The 17,910-nt window shown below is 33.3% G+C and carries 19 protein-coding genes; 14 read left to right on the forward strand and 5 right to left on the reverse strand.

Translation table 11 applies throughout. The annotated features are described in order from the left end of the window. Positions 1 to 2: 2 nt before the first annotated feature. From BSF42_RS06115 to BSF42_RS06130, 4 genes are all read right to left on the reverse strand, one after another. Positions 3 to 752: a rhomboid family intramembrane serine protease gene (locus tag BSF42_RS06115; RefSeq protein WP_095952222.1), complete on the reverse strand. Its 750-nt coding sequence runs from the start codon at positions 750 to 752 to the stop codon at positions 3 to 5. Continuing rightward, positions 749 to 2,680, reverse strand: a complete 1,932-nt coding sequence (mutL, locus tag BSF42_RS06120) for a DNA mismatch repair endonuclease MutL (RefSeq protein WP_095952223.1) — start codon at positions 2,678 to 2,680, stop codon at positions 749 to 751. The genes BSF42_RS06115 and mutL overlap by 4 nt, the downstream gene beginning before the upstream one ends. A 165-nt stretch (positions 2,681 to 2,845) precedes the next feature. Then, complete coding sequence (gene ribH / locus BSF42_RS06125) at positions 2,846 to 3,418, reverse strand: 6,7-dimethyl-8-ribityllumazine synthase (protein WP_095952224.1); 573 nt, start codon at positions 3,416 to 3,418, stop codon at positions 2,846 to 2,848. Between the two features lie 93 nt (positions 3,419 to 3,511). Beyond that, complete coding sequence (locus BSF42_RS06130; RefSeq protein WP_095952225.1) at positions 3,512 to 4,291, reverse strand: tetratricopeptide repeat protein; 780 nt, start codon at positions 4,289 to 4,291, stop codon at positions 3,512 to 3,514. Positions 4,292 to 4,665: 374 nt separating this feature from the next. On the opposite strand from BSF42_RS06130, the gene BSF42_RS06135 reads away from it, so the two are divergent. The 12 genes from BSF42_RS06135 (at position 4,666) to BSF42_RS06190 (ending at position 14,634) form a co-directional block, all read left to right on the forward strand. Continuing rightward, positions 4,666 to 5,745, forward strand: a complete 1,080-nt coding sequence (locus tag BSF42_RS06135; protein WP_095952226.1) for a DNA replication/repair protein RecF — start codon at positions 4,666 to 4,668, stop codon at positions 5,743 to 5,745. Positions 5,746 to 5,903: 158 nt separating this feature from the next. Further along, positions 5,904 to 6,578 (forward strand): DUF2461 domain-containing protein, encoded by a 675-nt coding sequence (locus tag BSF42_RS06140; protein WP_095952227.1) that lies wholly within the window; start codon positions 5,904 to 5,906, stop codon positions 6,576 to 6,578. Between the two features lie 226 nt (positions 6,579 to 6,804). Next, complete coding sequence (locus BSF42_RS06145; RefSeq protein ID WP_095952228.1) at positions 6,805 to 7,845, forward strand: glycosyltransferase; 1,041 nt, start codon at positions 6,805 to 6,807, stop codon at positions 7,843 to 7,845. Positions 7,846 to 7,980: 135 nt separating this feature from the next. After that, complete coding sequence (gene murB / locus BSF42_RS06150) at positions 7,981 to 8,994, forward strand: UDP-N-acetylmuramate dehydrogenase (RefSeq protein ID WP_095952436.1); 1,014 nt, start codon at positions 7,981 to 7,983, stop codon at positions 8,992 to 8,994. A gap of 26 nt (positions 8,995 to 9,020) precedes the next feature. Further along, entirely contained in the window at positions 9,021 to 9,530 is a 510-nt protein-coding gene (locus BSF42_RS06155) for a hypothetical protein (protein WP_141248434.1), read from the forward strand. A 1-nt stretch (position 9,531) separates the two neighbouring features. Then, positions 9,532 to 9,999 (forward strand): GNAT family N-acetyltransferase, encoded by a 468-nt coding sequence (locus BSF42_RS06160; RefSeq protein ID WP_095952230.1) that lies wholly within the window; start codon positions 9,532 to 9,534, stop codon positions 9,997 to 9,999. Continuing rightward, complete coding sequence (locus BSF42_RS06165) at positions 9,999 to 10,613, forward strand: FMN-binding negative transcriptional regulator (RefSeq protein ID WP_095952231.1); 615 nt, start codon at positions 9,999 to 10,001, stop codon at positions 10,611 to 10,613. Before BSF42_RS06160 ends, BSF42_RS06165 begins: the two co-directional genes overlap by 1 nt. An 83-nt stretch (positions 10,614 to 10,696) precedes the next feature. Continuing rightward, positions 10,697 to 11,803, forward strand: a complete 1,107-nt coding sequence (locus tag BSF42_RS06170; protein ID WP_095952232.1) for a glycosyltransferase — start codon at positions 10,697 to 10,699, stop codon at positions 11,801 to 11,803. After that, positions 11,794 to 12,345 (forward strand): RNA polymerase sigma factor, encoded by a 552-nt coding sequence (locus BSF42_RS06175; RefSeq protein WP_095952233.1) that lies wholly within the window; start codon positions 11,794 to 11,796, stop codon positions 12,343 to 12,345. Before BSF42_RS06170 ends, BSF42_RS06175 begins: the two co-directional genes overlap by 10 nt. A gap of 159 nt (positions 12,346 to 12,504) precedes the next feature. Continuing rightward, positions 12,505 to 13,341, forward strand: a complete 837-nt coding sequence (locus BSF42_RS06180) for an energy transducer TonB (RefSeq protein WP_095952234.1) — start codon at positions 12,505 to 12,507, stop codon at positions 13,339 to 13,341. Between the two features lie 112 nt (positions 13,342 to 13,453). Next, entirely contained in the window at positions 13,454 to 14,191 is a 738-nt protein-coding gene (locus BSF42_RS06185) for a DUF4184 family protein (protein ID WP_095952235.1), read from the forward strand. Positions 14,192 to 14,253: 62 nt separating this feature from the next. Further along, on the forward strand, positions 14,254 to 14,634 hold the full coding sequence (locus BSF42_RS06190; RefSeq protein WP_095952236.1) for a PH domain-containing protein: 381 nt from the start codon (positions 14,254 to 14,256) through the stop codon (positions 14,632 to 14,634). A gap of 57 nt (positions 14,635 to 14,691) precedes the next feature. On the opposite strand, the gene BSF42_RS06195 is transcribed toward BSF42_RS06190, so the two are convergent. After that, positions 14,692 to 15,585, reverse strand: coding sequence for a M48 family metalloprotease (locus tag BSF42_RS06195; protein WP_095952437.1), 894 nt, complete (start codon positions 15,583 to 15,585; stop codon positions 14,692 to 14,694). 327 nt (positions 15,586 to 15,912) lie between these two features. Between BSF42_RS06195 and lipA the strand changes: the two genes are divergently transcribed. Continuing rightward, on the forward strand, positions 15,913 to 16,779 hold the full coding sequence (gene lipA, locus BSF42_RS06200; RefSeq protein WP_095952237.1) for a lipoyl synthase: 867 nt from the start codon (positions 15,913 to 15,915) through the stop codon (positions 16,777 to 16,779). Positions 16,780 to 16,890: 111 nt separating this feature from the next. After that, a complete protein-coding gene (gap, locus tag BSF42_RS06205) occupies positions 16,891 to 17,889 on the forward strand; it encodes a type I glyceraldehyde-3-phosphate dehydrogenase (protein ID WP_095952238.1) in 999 nt (332 codons plus the stop codon). The last annotated feature ends 21 nt before the right edge of the window (positions 17,890 to 17,910 follow it).

Here is a 17,910-nt window from a genome sequence, read left to right on the forward strand (position 1 = left end):
AATTAATTCCAACGATTGTTATTAAACTGATTTTTTTTCCAGTACCACATCATTAAAAAACCCGTAATTGCACCGCCAACGTGAGCAAAATGTGCTATACCAGTACCACCTCCGCCAAATAAAGAAGTCCCTTTAACTCCTAAAAACAAGTCGATTAACAAAAGTCCTGGAACAAAATATTTCGCTTTGATTGGAACGGGAATAAATAATAAAGCCAACTCTGCATTTGGAAACATAAATGCGAAAGCGGTCAATAATCCATAAATTGCGCCAGATGCACCAACGACCGTACCAATGTAAGCACTAGTAAATCCTTGAAATTGGGCAACACTTACCAAACTCTGCCATCTAGTATCGATTTTTCCTTCACCTAAAATCTGTAAAATCTGGGTTTTGTCGAAACCATTTGAGGTCAAAGTACTCATTGTGTCCTGAAAAAAATAATAATTCACAAGGGTATGAAGTAAAGCTGATCCTAAACCACAAGAAATATAAAAGAAGATGAATTTTTTTCCTCCCCAAAAATGCTCCAAAGCAGATCCGAAGGAAACCAATGCAAACATATTAAACGCTATATGCATAATACCGCCATGCATAAACATATGCGTGATTGGCTGCCAAGCTCTAAAATTTGGGTTTTCTGGAAAAAACATAGCCAAATATTCATAAGAAACCGGCACTAATTGAGATCCAATAAAAAATATAATATTAATAATTAGCAGTTGTTTAACTACTGGAGTCATATTCATCATAATGCAAACTTTTTATCTATATCTTCAACACGCATGGTGATGAAAGTTGGTTTTTGAAAAGGTGAAATATTCGGATCTTTACAAGCAAACAAACCGTTTACCAGATTATCTTGTTCTTTTTCGGTTAAATAAGATCCCGTTTTAACCGCTAAACTTTTCGCCATTGATTTAGCAATAGTATCATTTTGACTGTAACTATTTGCTGGAATTCCGTCTTGTAAATCGCTCAATAACTGCTCGATTACTAGAGAAACTTCGCTTTCGGTAATATTTACTGGAATTCCAGAAATCACAATATGATCTGACTTTGCTTGATCGAAAACAAATCCGGTGGTTTCTAGTGAAGGTTTTAATTCTTCAATTAATTCCATTTCTGATGCCGAATAAAATAAATCTAATGGAAAAAGCAATTGCTGGCTTGACGCTTGATTTACTGTCATATTCAACAAAAATTGTTCGTACAAAATACGTTGATGAGCCCTTTGCTGATCAACAATAATCATTCCTGATTTGATTGGCGAAACAATGTATTTTTTATGAATTTGATAGGTTTTATGAGTTGCCTGTTCAACCTCATCGTCATTAAACAAAGAAGAAGTTACTTCTTCATTTTCAAATGTAAAAGGCGAACTTTCTATACTTTCAGGATTTTCTGTATCTAAACCAACATAAAGACTTTCCCAGCTTGCAGTTGGTTCCACTCTTTTGGAATAACCCGAATAGGACGGACTCGAATATGAAGATCCAGACGACGATGATGCTCCTGAACTATAACTAGATCCTGTACTCGCTTTACTATAATGCTGATTAGTTTTATCATCTGTAAACGGATTAAAAGTCCCGTCTACTTGAATTGTAGGCGTTTCTACCTCCATATCTTTATAATGATAAGGCGTATCTAAGTTGGCATCTCTATCAAAATCTAAAACCGGCGCTACGTTAAACTGCCCCAGACTATGTTTGATTGATGCTCTTAAAATAGCATATAACGCTTGTTCGTCATCAAACTTAATTTCAGTTTTAGTTGGATGTATATTGATATCAATTGTATTTGGCGGCACTTGCAGATATAAGAAATAACTTGGCTGCGAGCCATCTTTCAATAATCCGTCGTAAGCAGACATTACTGCATGATGCAGATAACCGCTTTTTATGAAACGATCGTTTACAAAAAAGAACTGCTCTCCCCTATTTTTCTTAGCAAATTCAGGCTTGCATACAAAACCTTGAACATTTATAATTTCGGTATCTTCATTTACAGGAACCAATTTTTCATTGGTTTTACCAGACATTATACCCACAATTCTCTGGCGGTATCCTGCAGCAGGAAGATTGTACATTTCACTTCCATTATGGTAAAAACTAAAATGAATATTTGGATGCGCCAAAGCCACACGCTGAAACTCATCCATAACATGGCGAAATTCAACGGTATCTGATTTTAAGAAATTACGACGAGCCGGAATATTAAAAAACAAGTTTTTAACAGCAAACGAAGTTCCTTTTGGTAAAACCGCCACTTCTTGCGAAACAAATTTACTTCCTTCAATTACAATGTGTGTCCCAAGTTCGTCCTGATCTTGTTTGGTTTTCATTTCCATGTGTGCAATCGCAGCAATAGAAGCCAAAGCCTCGCCGCGAAAACCTTTTGTACCAAGAGCAAACAAATCTTCTGCCTGACGAATCTTTGAAGTTGCATGACGTGCAAAACACAAACGTGCATCGGTAACGGTCATCCCTACTCCATTATCGATAACCTGCACTAAAGATTTGCCAGCATCTTTTATTATCAATTTAATGTCAGTTGCTTTTGCATCAACAGCATTTTCTAACAATTCTTTTACAACTGAAGCGGGTCTTTGGACCACTTCTCCAGCAGCAATTTGGTTAGCAACGTGATCAGGAAGCAATTGGATAATACTCGACATTAAGCAAAAATAGTTTTAAAGTTTAGATTAGTTTTTATAAACCAAGAAGTACAAATTTAGTGAATTTTGATTGGCTTTCAGAACAAGAACTGTCATAAAAAAAACAAAAAAACCTATACCGTTATTACACAGTATAGGTTTTCTATTTTTTAAAACTAATGTGTTTTATTCGTTTTCTATTTTTCTTGGCGAATCTTCAATTTGAATCGCTCCAGAAGCCAATAAGGGCTGACTATATGCGTGCGCTATAGAAGCCTGCTGACGAATATAAGCCATTTTAATTGCTGCAATTGCAGCTTCAGTTCCTTTATTTCCATGAACTCCACCGCTCCTGTCAATAGACTGCTGCATATTATTGTCTGTTAAAACACAGAAAATAACCGGAATATCAGTTTGAACATTTAAATCTTTAATTCCTTGTGTAACGCCTTCACAAACAAAATCAAAATGTTTTGTTTGCCCTTGAATTACGCATCCAATTACGATAACAGCATCAACATTTTGTGTTTGAAGCATTTTTTTTGCTCCGTAGATCAATTCAAAACTCCCCGGAACATTCCAGCGGATAATTTGCTGTGCAGGAACATCGCAATCGATTAAAGCTTCATAAGCACCAGTATAAAGTCCTTCTGTTATGGTATCATTCCATTCAGAAACAACAATCCCAAATCGAAAGTCTTTCGCATTTGGGATTGTGTTTTTATCGTATTCTGATAGATTTTTATTTTCAGTAGCCATCTGTAATATTTTAGTTTTTTGATTTTCGTCCCGAAGCCTCGGGATAGATTCTTAAATACAAATCTACAATCTTAAATCTAAAGTCTAAAATTTTTATTGTGCTAATCCAATCAAGGCATCAACAGATGCTGATTCTGGAGTACTGTCGTAATTATCTTTAATATCATTAAAATATTTCAAGGCATCTTCCTTTTGACCTAAAGCCAAAGCCGTTTTTCCAGCTTTTAATAAGAAACGAGGTGTAGTAAAGTCATTTTTGTTAGACTCAGCCGCTTTTACATAAAAATCAAGAGCTTCTTTTTGCTGATTTTTTTGAGAATAAGCATCACCTGTTGCACCTTTAGCCAAAGCAGTTAAAATTACATCTTCAGATTTAAAATCACCTAAATATTTAATTGCCTCATCAAATTTACCAGTATTTAAATAAGCGATACCAGCGTAATAATTAGCTAAATTACCTGCATCTGTTCCAGAATATTCGTCAGCGATTTTAATAAATCCGAATTTACCTTCTGAACCGTTTAATGATAATTTGTATAATGAATCGCTAGAAACACCGTTTACAGCTTTTTCAAAATTTTGCTGCGCAACAAACATTTCACTAGCTGCTTCTTCTTGTTTTGGAGTTGCAACGAATTTTTGGTAAGCCAAATATCCAATTGTAGCAACTGCAATACCTGCAACTAACCCAATAATGATTTTTTGATTTTTAGCCACCCAATCCTCAGTTTTTGAAGCTGTCTCATCTAATTTTGAGAAAACACCAGCAGTAGTGCTGTCTTTTTCGTCAATAACTACCTGCGCTTCTTCGTTAACTTCTTTAACTTCCTTCTCTTTTGGTGTCTTATATCCTCTTTTATTGTAAGTTGCCATTTAAAAATTATTTAGTGAACGGCAAAAATAAAATTTTTATTGAAACCGACGTAAAAAATTTCAATTTTATCACTATTTTAAAAAAAATATTTTTGTTATTCAGCTGCCCTTTCGCGGAAGCAGTAAAATAAATCGGTTTCAAACCGCTCCCACGCCAATTATATCAATAATTTTCGATAATTTGCACCCTCAAATTCAAAACGACTTTTTAAAAGCTAAAAATATTGTTTCGGCCAATGTTTTCGCAGATTGACACAGATTTTAAAGTTCTAAATAACAAATCCTTTTTAATCATTTTAATCTGTATCAGAAGAAAAAAACAAAAAATTGATACAAAATTTTAAACTTTATCTTTTATAAGGTCTTCTAAAAAAATGCATTTAAACAAAATTTCATTATTCAATTATAAAAACTTTTCCGAAGCCAGTTTTGATTTCGATATCAAGATCAACTGTTTCGTGGGTAAAAACGGCATTGGAAAAACCAATGTGCTTGATGCTATTTATCATTTAGCCTACGGAAAAAGTTATTTTAATCCGTTGGCGGTTCAAAATATCAAACATGGCGAAGAGTTTTTTGTGATTGATGCCGAACTGGAAAAAAACGATCGTACAGAACAAATTGTCTGCAGTTTAAAAAAGGGACAGAAGAAAGTTTTAAAACGAAACGGAAAAGCTTACGATAAATTTTCAGATCACATTGGATTTGTTCCGCTGGTAATTATTTCGCCAGCCGACCGAGATTTAATTATTGAAGGAAGCGAGACGCGCCGTAAATTTATGGACAGCGTTATTTCGCAGTTAGATTCTACTTATCTTCATCAGCTTATTCAATATCAAAAAGTAATTGTGCAGCGAAATGCACTTTTGAAGTATTTTGCCCTTAATCATACTTTTGACAACGACACTTTGTCTATCTATAATGAACAATTGAATGAATATGGAAAATCGATTTTTGAAAAGAGAAAAGATTTCTTAGAACAATTTATACCTATATTTAATACACACCATCAAGCAATAACAGGATCTGAAGAAAGCGTACAATTGGTTTACGAAAGTCATTTGTACCAAAAAGACTTACTAACGCTTTTGCAGGAAAGTATAAATAAAGACCGCGTGCTTCATTATACTACCGTCGGAATTCATAAAGATGATTTGTCTTTTGAAATTGATTCGCATCCAATAAAAAAATTCGGATCGCAGGGACAGCAGAAATCTTTTCTGATTGCTTTAAAGTTAGCTCAATTTGAGTTTTTGAAAAAACAGAGCGGCGTCAAACCTATTTTACTTTTTGATGATATTTTTGATAAACTGGACGAAACCCGCGTAGCCAAAATTGTAGAAATGGTAAACAGCGAAACGTTTGGTCAGCTTTTTATTTCTGACACGCACCCGGAACGAACAGAAGCGATTGTGAAATCGACACATCAGAGTTATAAAATATTTAATTTATAAAGTTTTTTTGCCACAAATTTCACGAATTTTCACTAATTAAAAACTTTGACAAAGTTCAAAACTTTGGCAAAATTGAACGATAAGCAATTAAAAAATTAGTGTAAATTCGTGTAATTAGCGGCAAACATAAAAACAGCTTCAATCAAAAACATAGATATATGCTAACGAAAGAATCATTGCAATTTTTAGACGATTTAAAGAAAAACAACAATCGCGAATGGTTTCAGGAAAACAAAAAGAGATACGAAGTCTTTAAAAAAGATTATCATCAATTGGTGAGTGATTTTTTGGATGTGATGAAACCGCTTGATCCTGCTTTAGAATTATTGGAAATTAAAAACTGTACTTTTAGAATCAACCGTGATATTCGTTTTTCTAAAGATAAATCTCCTTACAAAGCTCATTTAGGCGTTTGGATGTCAACTGGAGCAAAAGGCGCAAATCGTGCAGGATATTATGTGCATATCGAAAAAGGCGCAAGTTTTATTGCCGGCGGATTTTATTCTCCTGAATCTGAAGATTTGAAAAAAGTTCGTAAAGAAATTGCATTTTTCCAGGATGATTTGGAAGAAATTTTAAACAACAAAGATTTCAAGAAAGAATTTGGGAATTTAGATATAAACGAAAACAATTCGCTTAAAAGTATGCCTCGCGGTTATGAAAAAGACCATCCTGCAATTGAATTCTTAAAATTGAAAAGTTATACTGCAACTCAAGTATATGATATTTCTGAAGTAACCAAAAAAGATTTTGTTTCTAAAATGAGTCAAAAACTGATTGCCTTAAAACCTTTGAATGATTTTATTAATCGCGCCTTAGAAACTGAGGAATAAAAAAGATAAAATTGCCACGAATTTCACAAATTGACACGAATTCATTTTATCTGCCACAGATTAAAGAGATAAGGTGATTTTTTTCGCCACGACCCGAGCGATAGCGAACGGACGAATTAATTACACAAATTTTCACTAATTAATTAGTGTCAATTCGTGAAATTCGTGGCAACATTAAGACGAATCCTTTTAATCTTTTTAATCTGTGACAAAAAATAATAACTGAATGAAAAGAAAAATACTTTTTCTTGGAGAATCTTACCGCGCCGATGCTATCACTTGGATGAAAGGCTTGAAAGAATTTGGCGATTTTGAAATTATCACTTGGGAACTTCAAACGGCAAACAATCAAAGATTTAAACGTATTTTAGAATATTTATTCGCTCCCATTGCTATTCGAAAAATCATTAAAAAAGAAAAGCCAGATATGGTTATTGCCGAAAGAACTACAAGTTATGGTTTTCTTGCTGCAATATCTGGTTCTAAAACCATTGCAATCGCACAGCAAGGCCGAACGGATTTATGGCCGGAAGACTCTATTCTATATCCTTTTAAAAAATTCATTCAGAAATACGCTTTCAAAAAAGCACATTTAATTCACGCATGGGGTCCAGTCATGACAATTCACATGAGAGAAATTGATGTTGATATGAATAAAGTTCTGGTTATGCCTAAAGGAATTGATTTATCGCTTTTTTCTCCTTCAATAAATAATTCAAATAAAATTGAAGCAATTGTAACACGTTCGCTTCAACCCGAATACCGACACGATTCCATTTTAAAAGCTTTTGGAATTTTACATCAAAAAGGAATCGATTTTACCTTAACGATTGTTGGAGACGGAACCCGATTGCAGTTTTTAAAAGATTTAGCCAAAGATTTACAAATCGAAAGCAAAGTTATTTTTACAGGAAGAATTCCGAATACAGAACTCCCACAATTATTGCAGCAATCGAATATTTACATAAGCATGCCTATTACCGAAGGTGTTTCGGCTTCTTTGTTTGAAGCAATGGCTTGCAATTGTTATCCTGTAGTTTCTAATATTCCGGGAAATCAAAGCTGGATTACGCATCGAGAAAACGGACAATTAATTGAAGTTGATAATATCGAAATGTTAGCCGAAGAATTAATTTGGTCTTTTGAAAATTCTGAATCTCGAAATCAGGCAATTATTCGAAATAGAAAATTTGTGGAAGAAAATGCTAGTTATGATATTAATATGAAGGTTATTGCAGAGAAATATCATGAGTTGTTTTCAAAATAATGAACCGCAAAGCTCGCAAAAGGTTTACGCTATGAACGCTAAGCTTTGCGAACTTTGGGCAAACTTTGTGCCTTTGCGGTAAAAACAAAAATTATAATTCATACTTTTGAACTCAGATTTAAAAGCCTTTTATTTATGGAAATCCAATCCAATTTTTCTTTAAAAAACTATAACACTTTTGGTATTGAAGCCAAAGCCAAACAATTTGTAGCTGTTCATTCTGTTGAAGAATTGAAAACAATTTTAGAAGAAAACAAAAACCAGAAAAAATTTATTTTAGGAGGTGGCAGCAATATGCTTTTGACCAAAGATATTGAAGCTCTTGTTATTCATATCGACTTAAAAGGCAAAAAGATAATTAAAGAAGATGACGATTTTGTATGGGTTGAAAGTCAGGCTGGAGAAACTTGGCATGATTTCGTTCTTTATACTATCGACAATAATTTTGGCGGATTAGAAAATATGTCGCTGATTCCTGGAAATGTAGGCACAACTCCAGTTCAGAATATTGGCGCTTACGGAACTGAAATTAAAGATACTTTTGTTTCGTGCGAAGCTATGAATATTGATACTCAGGAAATAAAAACGTTCATAAATACTGAATGTAATTTTGGTTACCGCGAAAGTATTTTCAAACATGAAGTTAAAAATCAATTTATTATTACTTCGGTTGTTTTTAAATTAACCAAACGAAATCATAAAATCAATACTTCGTACGGGGATATTTTGGCAGAATTGGCTAAAAACAACATTTCAGAACCCACATTAAAAGACGTGAGTAATGCTGTTATCGCGATTAGACAAAGCAAATTACCAGATCCTAAAGAACTAGGAAACAGCGGCAGTTTTTTTAAGAATCCAATTTTATTAAAATCTGATTTCGAAAAAATCCATCAGAAATTTCCAGAAATGAAATTTTACGAAGTTTCTCCAACCGAAGTAAAGGTTCCTGCAGGATGGCTTATTGAACAGGCAGGTTTTAAAGGAAAACGTTTTGGTGACGCTGGAGTTCATAAAAACCAAGCCTTGGTTTTGGTAAACTATGGTAATGCAACAGGACAAGAAATTCTCGCCGTTTCTAAAGAAGTTCAAAAAACTGTTTTTGAAAAATTCGGCATTTCTATTGAAGCAGAAGTGAATGTCATTTAAAGTTTTATTTAACCATTTTCTTTTTAATGAAAAAGCTTAACTTCAAAGTAATCATAATGCAAGTACTTGGACTCATTCTTCTGATTCATGGAATATTGCAATTACGATTTTATACCGTAGCCGAAAAATTTATCTGCGCTGTAAATCATTTTCAGGACAAAAGTTCAGAATGCTGGAACAGATTATTTCCTGCCAAAGAAGATATTTTTAATTTTTGGCCTAGTATTTATATCTGGATTTTTTTAGGATTTTTGTCTGGAATTATTTTGGTTTCTTTTCTAAATTGGAAAAATAAGCTTTCACCTCTAAACACGATTTTAGCCGCGATAGTGATGTATATTATAATGCGATTTAAATTTTTTAGAAAAGGAATATTATCTCGTTTATTTGACTCTTTTTTATCTGTCTTTTCAGATGATTTTAAATTGCAATTTATCATTGGCGGAGTTCTTTCCGCTTTGATTGGAATTTTAATTTTATGGTTAAGCGTTAAACCTGTTTTTTTTAATCCGAAAGAAGAAGAAAACCCAGATTAAAATGACAGAACTCATCTCTATAAAAATTACAAATCCAAACAATGAAAAAGTTTTAGGAATCGTCGACGAATTATCAGCAAATCTTTATCTTCGTTTTGGAAGCGATGGAAAAAATTCTTTTACAGATTGGGAATACAACAATTCTAATTTTGTATTTGTTACTGCAGAAATTGAAGACGAAATTGTTGGCTGCGGGGCAATCAGACCAATTGATGCAAACGCTGGCGAAGTGAAAAGAATGTATTCAAAATATCCTGGAAAGAAAATTGGACAGACGATTTTAGCTTTTTTAGAAAATAAAGCAAAAGAAATTGGATACACCAATTTAGTTTTAGAAACGAGGCTGAAAAATGACATGGCTATTCAATTTTATCAAAAGCAAGGATATAATGTAATTCCAAATTACGGAAAATATATAGATCGTCCAGAAGCAATTTGTCTTGGAAAATCTTTAAATAGACTCATATAATGTATACACCAGATTTATACAAAAATGAAAATCCTGAAGAAATCAGAACTTTTTTGAAAGAAAACAGTTTCGGAATTCTGATTAATCAGACTAACGGAAAATTATTTGCGACGCATATTCCGATTGAGCTTGAAATAAATGCTGACGGAAAGGAAATACTTCAGGGCCATATTTCTAAACTGAATCCTCAGGCAGAAGGTTTCAGAGAAAACGATCAGGTTTTGGCGGTTTTTAATGGTCCGCATAGTTACATTTCCTCTTCTTGGTACGATCACGAAAATGTACCAACATGGAATTACATAGCTGTGCATGTTTACGGAAGGATCAAAATTGTAGATTATGACACTTCTGTAGAACAGTTAAAAAAGTTAGTAGATAAATACGAAGCTAATTCTCAAAACCCTGTTCGAGTTGAAGATTTATCTGAAAAAACAATGCGTGAAGCACGAGGGATTTTTGGTTTTGAAATAGAAATTGAAAAAATTCAAGCCACAAAAAAACTTTCACAAAACCGCGACGATCATAATTACAGCAATATTATTCATGAATTAGAGAAAACTGAAAACCCTCAGTCTATTGCCGTTGCAAAAGAAATGTCGAAATGCCGAAAGTAAATTGGCTTTAATCATTGGAAATTACTAATTCATAACTACATTTGTTCTCGCAAATTTCAGATATTAACAGACATTAAAACTATATGCTTATAACTTTATTTTACTTTTTTATTGCTATTGTTTTTATTCAACTTTTCTATTATTTAGGAATTTTTGGAAAATTTGCTTTTGGTAAGCCTCAAGAAATTACGCAAAAAAAACTTCCTGTTTCTGTAGTTGTCTGCGCTAAAAATGAAGAAGAGAATGTGAAAAAATACATTCCGATTTTAGCACAGCAGGATTATCCCGATTTTGAAATTGTCTTAATTGACGACGCATCAAGCGATGAAACTTTGGAAGTATTTGAAGAATTTGAAAAAGAGTTCCCAAATATCCGTTTGGTAAAAGTTGAAAATAATGAGGCTTTTTGGGGAAATAAAAAATACGCCCTGACACTCGGAATTAAAGCTGCCAAAAAAGATTATTTATTGTTTACAGATGCAGACTGTTACCCAACGTCTAAAGATTGGATTACTGCCATGACTTCGAAGTTTACTATGAACAAAACAATTGTCTTAGGTTACGGAGGTTATGAAAAAGTAGAAAATTCGTTTTTAAATAAGATTATTCGCTTTGAAACTGTTTTAACTGCAATTCAATATTTTTCATGGGCAAAATTGGGACTTCCGTACATGGGTGTCGGAAGAAATTTAGCCTATAAAAAAGAAGAGTTTTTTAATGTAAATGGCTTTATCGATCATATACAGGTTCGTTCTGGTGATGACGATTTATTTATTAATCAAGCGGCAAATAAAGAAAATACTACTATTTCTTATACCCCGGAAAGTTTTACCTATTCAAAACCAAAAAGAACGTACAAAGAATGGTTTACCCAAAAAAGAAGACATATCTCTACTGCAGAACATTATAAGTTTTTTGACAAGATGCAACTGGGATTATTCTTTATCTCACAATTATTCTTCTTTTTATTAGTTATAATTCTGCTGGCTTTTCAATTTCAATGGATTGCCGTATTAGCAATTTTAGCCACACGTTACACCGTTGTTTGGACAGTAGTTGGATGTTCAGCTGGAAAACTGAAAGAAAATGACCTTAAAATTTGGTTTCCAGTGGTTGAAGTAGCACTTATATTAACGCAAATTAATATCTTTATAACTAATATCTTTTCAAAACCGGTATATTGGAAATAAATTCTAAAATAGAAAAAGCAAAAAAAGGCGATCAGATCGCCTTTACTTTTTTATTAGATCATTATTGGAATGAGGTGTATGCTTTTATGCTCAAACGCACCGAAAATGAAACCACCGCAGAAGACATTACCATTGAAACTTTCTCTAAAGCTTTTGACAAAATAGGATCTTACAATCCTGAATTTCAATTCAACACCTGGCTGATTGCTATTGCAAAAAATGTTTACATTGATTTATTACGAAAAAAGAAAACCAATCTTTTTATAGAAATCACAGATAACGAAGACCAGCAGGCATACAATATAGCCGACCCAACTCCATCTGCAGAAGATGCTTTAATTAAAGAACAGAATCTTTCCCGTCTGCTTTTGTGCATTAAAGAACTCAAACCTCACTACCAAGAAGTAATTCAGCTTCGTTATTTTCAAGAAATGTCTTATCAGGAAATTGCGGTTAAGATAGATGAACCTCTGAGCAGTGTAAAAGTTAAACTTCTGCGCGCAAAAAAATTATTGGCAGAAATTATCGAACGTAATAGATAATTTATTATCTTTAATCAAAGAATAATATACTATTCGTATTTTTATTCTTAAAAAACAAGTATTACCACACTAAAACTACAACTATTGCGTTGTTAGCTCCAACCCTAAACCTTTTTATGCGTATGATTTAAAGTTACTTAACCTTAAAACCCAAAAATTATGTCTAAATTAAGTATTTATGAAAACAAGTGGATTGACCTTGTTTTCGAAAACAAAAACAAAGAGTACGGTGCGTATCAATTACGCCAAGAGAATTCTAAAAATTCTGTTACAGCTCTATTTATGGGTTTACTGTTATTAACGGCTTTAGGAAGTGCATCTGTACTTATTAGCAAATTTAAGCCACAAGTGAGCGATCCCTCAACTGAAACAACTCCTCTTTACGAAGATCCTCTAGTTTTGGTAAATATCGATCCTACTGTTGCACCGCCGCCACCCGCTCCACCTGCACCAGTAGTAGAGCAAACCGCAGCGACGAGTACAACAGACGCAACGCAGTTGATTAATCCTGTAGTAGCAAAAACTGAAGAAGCTGTAAAGGAAATTGCCACTAATAAAGACAATGCTCCAGTTATAGAAAATCTTAACGGAACAGGAACTTCTGCTAACACAATGCCAACAACAGGAGGCGGAGGAAATGGTGATGTTGCTTCGGCAGCTCCAACTACTAGTGAACCTGTTTCATCTGCAATTCTGGACAAACAACCTGAATTTCCAGGGGGAATTAACCAATTCTACAAGTATGTAGGAAACAATTTCCGCAGACCAGAATTGGAAATGGAAAAAACATTAAGAGTTTATGTTTCTTTTGTAGTTGAAAAAGACGGATCACTTACTGATATTATGGTAAAAAATGATCCTGGCTACGGAATGGGGAAAGAAGCTGTTAGAGTTTTAAAATCTTTAAAAACAAAATGGAATCCGGGAATTCTGGACGGAAAGGCGGTACGAACTATGTACAACCTTCCAATTACGATTAAGACGGATGTAGAATAATAAATAAAAAAGCAGAACTTAGGTTCTGCTTTTTTATTGGGTTTTATTTTAAAAAAAACCAAAAGAATGAAAGTTTATTACATTTACAATTCATTCTTAAAATTTGATTGTAATGCCTTTTACTTTTTCTCATCCAGCAATTATTCTTCCTTTAAGATGTTTACCAAAATCGTGGTTTTCTTTCACATCTTTAATAATTGGCAGTCTCACACCTGATTTTGAATATTTCCTGCGGATGAAAGTCAAAAGTAATTACAGCCATACTCTTTCGGGCATTTTTTGGTTTGATTTACCTTTGACTATTATACTGGCTTTTATTTTTCATAACCTCGCTAGAAATTTATTATTTCAAAACCTTCCATCAATTATTAAAAATAGAGTATTCGTTTTTACAGAATTTAATTGGAATATTTACTTTAAAAGAAATTGGTTTATTGTTTCACTTTCTGCACTAATAGGTATAATTTCTCATGTCTTTTGGGATGGCTTTACTCATAACCATGGCTACTTCGTAAATCAAATTGATTTTCTTAGAAATTCTTTATCCTTTTTGGGAAAAGAAATTCCATTTTGGAAAATAGCACAGCATGGAAGCTCAATTATTGGGGGTTTAATTATCATAGTTACTTTTTTCAAACTTCCACAAAATGTAAATTCTCCAAACTCCATCCGAAGATTATATTGGATTTCAATAATTTTATTTAGCATTTCTATATTCTTCATTAGATTTATAATAAATCCAAAAGCGTTAAATATTGGAAATATGATCGTATCTATTATTGCTTCATTTTTAATTGCAATAAGTTTAATTCCGCTGTTAATTAAACTTAAATCAAGCACAAAAAATTAGCAAAATCAATTACTTTTACTATATGTAAAGTCAATTCATGTAACTAAATAAAAAATAAAAAAATGGGAATATTTTCAGCTCTTATGGGCAATGCAGGCGCTGTAAGCCAAGAAGATTTAGTTAAAAAATACGGACAGCTTTTAACTACAAACGAAGAAATCGAAATGGGTTTTAAACTTATTCGAGATACTTTTATCTTCACCAACAAAAGATTAATTTTAGTTGATGTGCAAGGAATTACCGGAAGTAAAACAGAATACAAATCAATTGCTTACAAAAGCATTACACGTTTTAGCGTGGAAACTGCCGGAACTTTTGATCTGGATGCCGAATTAAAAATTTGGGTTTCCAGCGAATTAAATCCAAGTATCGTAAAACAATTTAACAAATCGGTTAATGTTTACGAAGTACAAAAGATCCTTGCTTTTCACGTATTAGGATAAAAAAGCAAACCCGGCAAACTCAAAATTTGCCGGGTTTTATTATTTAAGAAACTGACTTTATTTCTTTTTTGTTGTAGTCTTCTTCGTTGTTGCTGCTTTTTTAGTAGTTGTTGCAGCTTTTTTAGTAGTTGTCGCAGGCGGAACAGTATTCACAATCTTTTGCTGCACATACGGTTTATACAGACCATCCTTCTCTGCTCTTTTCTTAGCATCTTCTGCTCTTTTCTGCGAGTCTGGATGCGAACTCATCATCTGGTCAATAAATGAAGCCTGAGCTCCTTCACTCATTTTTGCTAAAATTCTAAACGCAGATTCCTCAGCATTTACATTGTAACCATTTTTCTTCATGAAATTGTACGCAAACAAATCTGCTTCTGCTTCTTGTTTACGGCTGAATTTACTATCAACGATAGCACTTCCAATTTTACCAAGCTGACTGTCTGTAACCGTCGCAACTGTAGCTGATTGCGAAGAAACACCATCCATTAGTGCTTCTTTTTGATAAGCTGCTCTAATAGCATCTCTTGAGTCATTGTTCGCAACGTGACCAATTTCATGGCCAATTACCGCAATTAATTCATTATCATCCATAATATCCATTAATCCCGAATACACGCGAACGCTGCCGTCTGCTGTTGCAAATGCATTTACTTCTTTTAATTTATAAACTTTATAATTTAAAGTAAATCCCTCTCCAGATACATGTTTTCCAAAAACTCTGTTCAATCGTAAAGCGTAACCATCTGCAGCTCCAGCAATTTCATGCTCAGAATCCAATTTATCAACTGCTTCTTTAGATAATTTAGCCGCGTCTGCGTTACTAAAAGTAAAACCAGTAACTCCTTTTTGAACTGCCCCTATTGCTTTATCTCCAAAATTAATCTGTGCATTCAGTTTAGTTAAACTAAAAGCTGCTAATAAAGCCCCTAATACAATAAATTTCTTTCTCATTTTTACTCTTATTAATTTTAATAACAAATGTATTACAAAAATATGGTTGATTCCAATTTCGAAATTTAGTTTTTTAACAAATAAAGGTATAAAATTTAAACGTTTAAAAATCAAATGAATGCCAAAATCACATTCGATTTAAAAATAATCATAATTAAAACTAATTGTTATTGCAAAAGATAACACAAAGGATATTGATTTAACTTCATCATTAAAGATTCTAAAAAATAAACTTCGTATCTATTCGCTTTCAAATTACTAAATTAAATCCTAAACAAATCTCCAAATAAACTACATTCCGTATCTTTGCACTTTGAATATTGATATATGGAAACAGTCTCTGCAAATATACCTGCCACAAAACCTAAGTGGTTGAAAGTAAAATTACCAATTGGACAAAAATATACTGAACTTAGAGGTTTAGTTGATAAATATAGTTTAAATACCATTTGTACTTCAGGAAGCTGCCCTAATATGGGAGAATGCTGGGGCGAAGGAACAGCAACTTTTATGATTTTAGGAAATGTCTGTACTCGTTCTTGCGGCTTTTGCGGCGTAAAAACCGGAAGACCTGAAACGGTAGATTGGGACGAACCTGAAAAAGTAGCCCGCTCTATAAAAATCATGAACATCAAACACGCGGTAATTACAAGTGTTGATAGAGATGATTTAAAAGACGGAGGTTCTATTATTTGGATGGAAACTGTTAGAGCAATTCGCAGAATGAACCCTAACACCACGCTTGAAACTTTAATTCCGGATTTTCAAGGAATTGAAAGAAATATAGATCGTATTGTTGAAGCAAATCCAGAAGTGGTATCTCACAACATGGAAACTGTGAGACGTTTGACACGTGAAGTTCGTATCCAGGCTAAGTATGACAGAAGTTTAGAGGTGCTTCGTTATTTAAAAGAAAAAGGCATTAACAGAACTAAATCTGGAATTATGCTGGGTCTTGGAGAAACTGAAGAAGAAGTTTTTCAGACTATGACCGATTTACGAAATGCAAATGTTGATGTGGTAACGATTGGACAATATTTACAGCCAAGTAAAAAACATCTTCCTGTAAAAGAATTTATAACTCCTGAACAATTTGCGAGATACGAACAATTCGGTCTTGATTTAGGTTTCAGACATGTAGAAAGCGGACCTCTTGTTCGTTCTTCTTATAAAGCACAAAAACATATTTTATAAAAAAAGTTTAATCGTTTTAATTGGTTAATCGCAGGTACGTTTAACCGTTTAAGCAATTAAACGATTTCAACGATTAAACGATTAACCTAATTAAACGAATAAACCAAATAATTGAAAACAAGAATTGCCATTAATGGATTTGGGAGAATCGGCAGAAATTTATTTCGTCTCCTTTTAAATCATCCTGAAATCGAAGTCGTTGCTATAAATGACATCGCAGACAACAAAACCATGTCACATTTAATTAAATATGACAGTATTCATGGTGTTTTACCTTTTGCAGTAAGCCACGACGAAAACAGCATTATTGTAGACGGCAGGCATTTTTTCTTTTTTCATGAAAAAAAAATCTCAAATATAGACTGGAAATCGCATTCGATTGATATTGTTATCGAATCGACTGGTAAATATAAAACGCATGAAGAACTAAATGCGCACTTAGAAGCTGGTGCAAAAAAAGTAATTCTTTCTGCTCCTTCTGAAGTTGATACTATAAAAACAGTAGTTCTTGGGGTAAATGAAAGTATTCTTGATGGTACTGAAAATATAGTTTCAAATGCAAGCTGTACCACAAACAATGCTGCGCCAATGATCAAAATCATTGAAGAATTGTGCGGTATTGAACAAGCTTATATTACCACTATACATTCTTACACAACAGATCAAAGTCTTCATGACCAGCCCCATAAGGATTTACGCCGTGCAAGAGGTGCCACCCAGTCAATTGTTCCAACAACTACAGGCGCAGCTAAGGCATTAACAAAAATTTTTCCTAAATTGCACAATAAAATGGGAGGATGCGGCATTCGAGTTCCAGTTCCCGACGGTTCATTAACAGACATAACCTTCAATGTAAAACGCGCTGTAACCATTGAAGAAATAAATAAAGCATTTAAAGAAGCCTCAAAAACAAATTTAAAAGGAATATTAGATTACACCGAAGATCCTATTGTCTCGGTCGATGTAATTGGCAATACACATTCTTGTTTGTTTGATGCACAGTTAACTTCAGTTATCGATAAAATGGTAAAAGTAGTAGGCTGGTATGATAACGAGATTGGCTATTCATCAAGATTAATAGATTTAATTTTAAGAATAAGTAAAAAATAAGGTTCATTGTAAAAGCATTGC

The organism is Flavobacterium sp. ACN6 (assembly GCF_002304005.1).
GTDB lineage: Bacteria > Bacteroidota > Bacteroidia > Flavobacteriales > Flavobacteriaceae > Flavobacterium.